This is a genomic window from Rhodococcus chondri (assembly GCF_036327435.1).
In the GTDB taxonomy this organism is placed as follows: domain Bacteria; phylum Actinomycetota; class Actinomycetes; order Mycobacteriales; family Mycobacteriaceae; genus Rhodococcus; species Rhodococcus chondri.
Genome location: NZ_JAUZMZ010000228.1, coordinates 1 through 6079, shown reverse-complemented (window position 1 = coordinate 6079; position 6079 = coordinate 1). Strand labels below are relative to the sequence as shown.

Genomic DNA, 6079 nt, shown 5'->3' with positions numbered 1-6079 from the left:
GCACCGGGTCCGGGGCCGACGGGGTACCGTTGCGTCTGATAGGCAACCCTAACCAGGAGGCATGTGTGGCACCCGAGTCCCCGCGAGCGACCACCCTGACCGTGCTGCGCACGGAGGTCGTCGCCGAACACTTCGTCCGCGTGGTTCTCGGCGGGGAGGGCTTCGACACGTTCGCTCCGAGTACGGATACCGACAGCTACGTCAAGATCGAGCTCCCGGCGGGGGACGAGACCGTGATCCGCACCTACACTGTGCGGCGCGTCGATCCGGCCGCCCGGGAAATCTGGATCGACTTCGTCGTGCACGGCGACGAGGGTGTCGCCGGACCGTGGGCGCGCTCGGTGCAATCCGGCACCGCGGTGACCGTGCGGGGACCAGGCAGTGGATATCGGCCGGACCCTGCCGCGGACTTTCACCTGCTCGCGGGCGACGAAACCGCGGTACCCGCAATCGCCGCCGCGCTCGAATCGCTGCCCGCCGATGCCGTCGGGGCTGTCTTCGTCGAGGTCGCCGGTCCATCGGATGAGCTGCCACTTGCTGCTCCCGCGGGTGTTGTCGTGACGTGGCTGCACCGCGGTGTCGCGGCGGGCGAGGCCGGGGACGAGCTGATCGAGGCGAACGCACCCCTCGTCGCGGCGGTCAAGAATCTGCCGTGGCCGAGCGGGGATGTCCAGGTGTTCGTCCACGGCGAGGCCGAAACCGTCATGAAGCACCTGCGCCCCTACCTACGGAAGGAACGTGGAGTCGCGGCGGCGCGCGCCTCGATCTCGGGGTACTGGCGCCGCGGCAGGACCGAAGAGGGCTTCCGCACATGGAAGCGGGAGCTGGCCGCGGTCGAATCCTGAGCCCCGAAGTCGGGCATGGGGGTGGGTGATGCCCGTGTTCTGGGCCGGATTTTCGTCGGTGCGATGATCGGCATGGTGTTCACCCCTGCTGCAAGCAAAATCGTCGCTGCGGTCGGTGCCCGGTCATTCCGAGCGCAACACCAGTGAGACGACCGGCAATCAAGCAGTTCTGCGGACCGCCGCCTCGGCCGTGAGCACCTCGGTTGAACACTGCTCCTCGTCTCTTGCTCGCGCAATCAAGTTCCGTTCGACGAGCGCAACCGACCGAAGATCTGTCCGGATCCGGTGAGTGGTGTCCTCGCACGTCGAGCAGTCCGGATCTGGCGGGTGATGGTGCCGGTGTGCACATCACGGCGATGAAACAGTGATGGCATGGCAGTGTCAACAGCTCGTCTCGATCTGGTCGTCGTCGCGGAGGAACTTGTCGCGCGACGTGGGATTCACGGCGTCTCAGCGCGTGAAGTGGTCAAAGCCGCAGGCCAACGCAACAAAAGGAGGGGGCCAGGGTGTTGTTCGTCGATATCGACGATGATGCGGGTACGGTCCTCGAGGGCGAACTCGGCGGCGCCGCGAAGTTCGTGAACGCGGATATTTCCGTCGACGAGAACGCCGATGCGATCGTGGCGGCCGCGGTGGAGGCGTTCGGGAAACTCGATGTGCTGGTCAACAATGCACACGCGTCTCGGCAGGCGCCTCTACTCGAGACCATTCAGGACATGCTCGATCTTTCTTTCGGGACCGGGTTCTACCCGACGTTCTGGTTGATGAAGGCAGCCCACGCGCAGCTCGCCGCCCATCACGGCTCGGTGATCAACTTCGCGTCCGGAGCCGGAATCGAAGGCAGCGTGACACAGGGGTCGTATGCGGCGGCGAAAGAGGCGATCCGCGCGATCAGCCGGGTCGCCGCGAATGAATGGGCCGGCGACGACATCAACGTCAACATCATGTCGCCACTCGCTCTCACAGAGGGTGTCGAGGCCTACATCGAGGCGAATCCCGGTGTGGAGAAAGCGTTGCTGGCAAAGACGCCCCTGCGCCGGTTTGGCGACCCGGAGCCCGACATCGGACGGGTCGCGGTGTTTCTTGCCAGTGAAGACGCGGGCCTATATGACCGGTCAGACGCTGATGGTCGACGGTGGCAGCATCAAATTGCGTTAACTGGCTACAGGCCCTGCGAATCAGCACACGTCGTTCGACGCGAGGGGTCAGGACTCACGTAGAACAATGGGCGCATGCCCATCGACGTCGAGACCCCGCAGGAGGAATGGGCTCCTGGACTGACGGACAGCCTTGCCGAACTGCGGCAGTAGATCGAAGACGACGGGTGGCGGCAGATCACACGCGGAGCGCAGGCGTGGGAGTCGACGTATCAGCGACCGGGGACAGGGCCCACCGCGTGATCACGGCTCCGAAAGGTCGGGACGTGTCACTTCCTCAGATCTGTTGCCCGGACTACAGGTTCGGTCGCAAGTTGTCTGCGATGGGCTGTCGGCCGAGCTGCGCGGTCAACGCGACGATGATCCCCTCGGGGCCGCGGACGTAGCCGAGTCGGTAGCTGTCCTGGTACGGCGCCACCTCGCCGATCAGTTTCACGCCATGGGCTCGCAGGCCCGCGACGGTGGCGTCGACGTCGTCGATGACGACGCTCACGTGGTCCATCCGTTGAATCGTCATGGTGGTTCTCCTTCTTCGTCGCGCGCTCCGTCGTGGGCATTGGTGTAGCGAGGACGGAGTCGGCATCGCATTCTCGACATATGTGAAGTAAGGGAGCTGGGTGTGGATGGGTCAACGGGCGGTGGGGGTAGCGGCGTTCGGCGGAGGCGTGGTCGTCGCGCCACATGCGGGTAGCCGCGCCGCGGCGCGCGGGCGAGAGGACACGGCGGGCGCGGCGTGCGAGGGCGACGCCGCGGCGGGGGGAGTGGGCGATGACGGCCTCGATGACGCGGGTGCGTGGGCGGCCGTCAGGTCCGGGGCCCAGGGGTGTGGTGTGGGTTTCGACGACACTGTCGGTGCCTTCGCCGTCGATGATGCGCATGACGACGGTGCGGGGTTCGGGGCTGGTGAATTCGGCGTGGACAGGGACGCCCAGGCGTCCGCCGACGCGGAACGTCACGGCGACGACGAATCGGTCGTTGTTGTCGCCGGTGTGGTGGCGGGTGGGCGCGTCGAGGACCTCGAGGTGGGTGAAGGAGTAGGGGTGGAACCACGCACCGTGCCACGGGTCGAGTCGGTTGGCGATGATGTCGGCCGGTTCGCAGATTCCGGTGAGGGTGGTTACGGCCGCCAGGTGGGTGGGGGCCGGCGGCCGTGCCGGGACGAGAGGTGCGTTCAGTGGTGGTTCGTTGCCGATGTGGTCGAGACGAACCCATGCCAGCACGCCGTCGTCGTGGCTGGGATAAGGGGTCCAACCGTGCCCACTGTCGGGTCCCACGCGTAGTCCGTGCCATCGACACACGAGGGTGTCGCAGTCGACGACTGCCGAAGCCAAAGGTGCGCCGAGGTGTGGGCAGGCGCCGGGGCCGACATGAAGTTGTCGCCGAGAGTCGCGCCAGGCGACGAGTTCGACACCTGCGACGGTGACGGCCTGGGGGTGGCCGGTACGGATGGCGCCGCTGGCGGCGAATACGTACCAATTTCCGGAGGGCCGTTGCTGCGTCCGGTCGAGGATCGCTTTGATCAAGCGGGGGTCGGCATCGCGGTAGGTAGGTTGTTGCTCGGCCCAGGTTCCCGGCGGGATCGGTTGCAGCGGCCAGGTGGGGGGCCACCGCCGGTAGAGCGGTTCCAGGATGTTCATAGGGTGGGGCTTTCTCGGGTGGCCAGTCGACGGAGCAGCGCCGATCGGCCTTGGGTGGGCACGGTGTACAGGTCGTGGCCGCGCACGCCCCAGTGGGTGAGCAGGTGATTGGCGGCCGACCAGCCGGTGGTGGCGGCGCGTTCCATCAATGCCACCGGCAGGTCGATGCGGATCCCGTCCCCGGCCAGCACCAATCCGCGGTGCGGGGTGGTCACGGTGGGCCGGTGGGCGAAGTCTCCGGGACCGAGGCGGGGGCAGTCGCGCCGGTACAGCAGCCGTTCGCCGAGGATGCGGGCGGCCGCGGTTTCGGGATACAGGGCGTGCAGTCGCGCCAACAACTGCTCTCGCAGTGCGAGCCGGTCCGGGTCGGCGCTCGTGGTCTCGGGTAGGGCGTAGGCGTGCAGTTCGATCACCGAGCCGCCGTGGTGATCAGCCCAGTGGCGGGCTTCGCGCTCGTAGCGGTTGACGATGCTGATGTTGTCGAGCGGATGCAGGCTGCCGGTGCCCACAAACGCCGGGCGGTCCTCGTTGACGGGCCGGTCGAGCCACAGTCGCTGTACCAGGAATGCGGGTGCGGTGCCGAGATGTTCGATCCGGGTCCGCCAGGCGGTGTCGCCGAGGGTGGGGGACGCCGCGACGATGCGGCCGAGCGCGCCGATGTCGGTGGCCAGGACTACACCGTCGGCGTCGATGCAGGCGCCGGTGGTGTCGACGATCCGGAACGGGGCGCCGCTGGTGGTGTCGATGGCGGCGACGGCGACACCGGTGTGGAAGCGCACGGTGCCGGTGCGGGAGGGGACCTGGCCGGCCGTCAAGTATTCGCGCAGCGGCGACCACAGCCCGTCGAAGTTGGTGTCGGCCACATCGAAGAGCAGGCCTTCGCTCGAGCCGAGGAAGTAGATGTGGAACATGGTGGCCAGTTCCGCCGCGGACATGCGCGCCGGTTCGGTGAAGAAACTGCGTGAGAACACCTCGAACGCCAGATGCCGGGCGGCGGTAGGGAAATTGATCTGCTCGAGAAACGTCTCGGCGTCGAGGTGGTCGAGCCGGTGATAGATGTCGGGCACCGACACCGCCGCCAAGGGCGCCGCGGCGCGGGGATCGATGCGCACCAGGTCGCGCAATCGGAAGGTGGGGCTGCGCAGCGCGAAGGCGAGCGCATTCCACGGTGGTGTCCGGGGCAGACCGCGGAAGCTGTCGCGTCGGCCGTGTACATCGATCAGCGGGTAGTCGTCGAGCGGTGTCAGGAACCGGAGTTCGGGATCGTTGCGGCGCAACAATGCTCGCAAGTTGTAGTACTGCCGGAAGAAGGCGTGGAATCCGCGGTTCACCGCGACCGGGGTGCCGTCGGCGAGGTGATCGGTCCAGCCTCCGACGCGTCCGCCGAGGTAGTTTTCGCGTTCGACGACGTCCACGCTCACGCCGCGTTCGGCGAGTGCGGTGGCCGCCGCGAGTCCGGCGATGCCGGCGCCGACGACGACGACGTGTGGGCGCGCGGGGAGCATGGCGGCGTCGTGGAGACCAGGTGGTGCGCGATGGCGGATGCGCTGCGGATCGGCGTGGGCGTGGGTCGTCATAGTGCCGCCGTCCGATTCCGGTCGGCGCGTCGGTGGCGGCGTGACTCCCATGCGAGCAGCACCGCGGTTACCAAGGCGAAGCCGAAGAGGAAGTCTTCGATCGGGATATCGAGCGGGAATCGCACACCACTGATGTGTTGGTCGTTGTAGATCACGATCGGGGCATCGAGCTTGGTAAGCCAGCCGTCGACCGGAATCTGGAATCCGAGCACGATGGTCATGCTCAGCCAGTAGGCGGGGCGTCGGAACAGGCCGGTGCGCAGTACCACCGTCTCGGCGAGACATACGGCCAGGACCGCGACCACGGCAGGCAGGGTGTAACCGAGGCCGGTCATCGCGGTTCACGTTCGGTTCGCCGTCGGCCTCGCGGTATGCGGTCCAGTAGGAATCCGACGGCGCTGTAGGTGAGCAGCCCGCACAACGGAATCACGACGAAGAAAAGGACTTCCTCGATGGGGATGTGTCCCGGTAATTCCACGCCGGTGACGTAGCGAGGATTGAAGCTCCAGACTCCGGCGGAAACGGCCAGCACATCCCAGGCCAGGAAGATCGCTGCCACCGGCACGATGGCTCGGACGACGCGGGCCGGCTGCCGGTAGGCCCCGGCTCCGAACCACTCCAGGGGGGCGGTCACGATCAGACAGGCCGACAAGACGAGCAAGTAGTGCCAGGAATCCATCTCACGCTCCGTCCCGGGTGAAGGAGTCGATGCGGCTCGCCTCCGCCAGAGGCTCGAACACAGCCAATCACGACATCCGGCCGGACATGCCCAAACGGCGTAGATGACGTAGATGTAGATGGCGTAGATAAGGACGCAGAGGGGACGCTCGAAGACGATCGATGAGCTGACGCATGCGCGTATC

The 6079-nt window shown here is 66.8% G+C and carries 5 protein-coding genes and 2 pseudogenes; 2 read left to right on the top strand and 5 right to left on the bottom strand.

All coding sequences use genetic code 11. The annotated features are described in order from the left end of the window. Positions 1–65: 65 nt before the first annotated feature. On the top strand, positions 66–845 hold the full coding sequence (locus Q8814_RS23670) for a siderophore-interacting protein (protein ID WP_330154412.1): 780 nt from the start codon (positions 66–68) through the stop codon (positions 843–845). Positions 846–1336: 491 nt separating this feature from the next. After that, positions 1337–2003: pseudogene (locus tag Q8814_RS23665) on the top strand (SDR family NAD(P)-dependent oxidoreductase); the annotation flags it as partial. A gap of 294 nt (positions 2004–2297) precedes the next feature. Here Q8814_RS23665 and Q8814_RS23660 read toward each other — a convergent pair. The 5 genes and pseudogenes from Q8814_RS23660 to Q8814_RS23640 all read right to left on the bottom strand — a co-directional run bounded on the left by Q8814_RS23660 (position 2298) and on the right by Q8814_RS23640 (position 5895). Continuing rightward, positions 2298–2519: a VOC family protein gene (locus Q8814_RS23660; RefSeq protein WP_330154413.1), complete on the bottom strand. Its 222-nt coding sequence runs from the start codon at positions 2517–2519 to the stop codon at positions 2298–2300. A 118-nt stretch (positions 2520–2637) separates the two neighbouring features. Continuing rightward, a pseudogene (locus tag Q8814_RS23655) lies at positions 2638–3639 on the bottom strand (DUF5914 domain-containing protein); the annotation flags it as partial. Then, positions 3636–5216, bottom strand: a complete 1581-nt coding sequence (locus Q8814_RS23650) for an FAD-dependent oxidoreductase (protein WP_330154411.1) — start codon at positions 5214–5216, stop codon at positions 3636–3638. The gene Q8814_RS23650 and the pseudogene Q8814_RS23655, both read right to left, overlap by 4 nt. Continuing rightward, positions 5213–5551, bottom strand: coding sequence for a lycopene cyclase domain-containing protein (locus Q8814_RS23645; RefSeq protein ID WP_330154410.1), 339 nt, complete (start codon positions 5549–5551; stop codon positions 5213–5215). The genes Q8814_RS23650 and Q8814_RS23645 overlap by 4 nt, the downstream gene beginning before the upstream one ends. After that, entirely contained in the window at positions 5548–5895 is a 348-nt protein-coding gene (locus Q8814_RS23640) for a lycopene cyclase domain-containing protein (RefSeq protein ID WP_330154409.1), read from the bottom strand. The genes Q8814_RS23645 and Q8814_RS23640 overlap by 4 nt, the downstream gene beginning before the upstream one ends. Between the last annotated feature and the right edge of the window lie 184 nt (positions 5896–6079).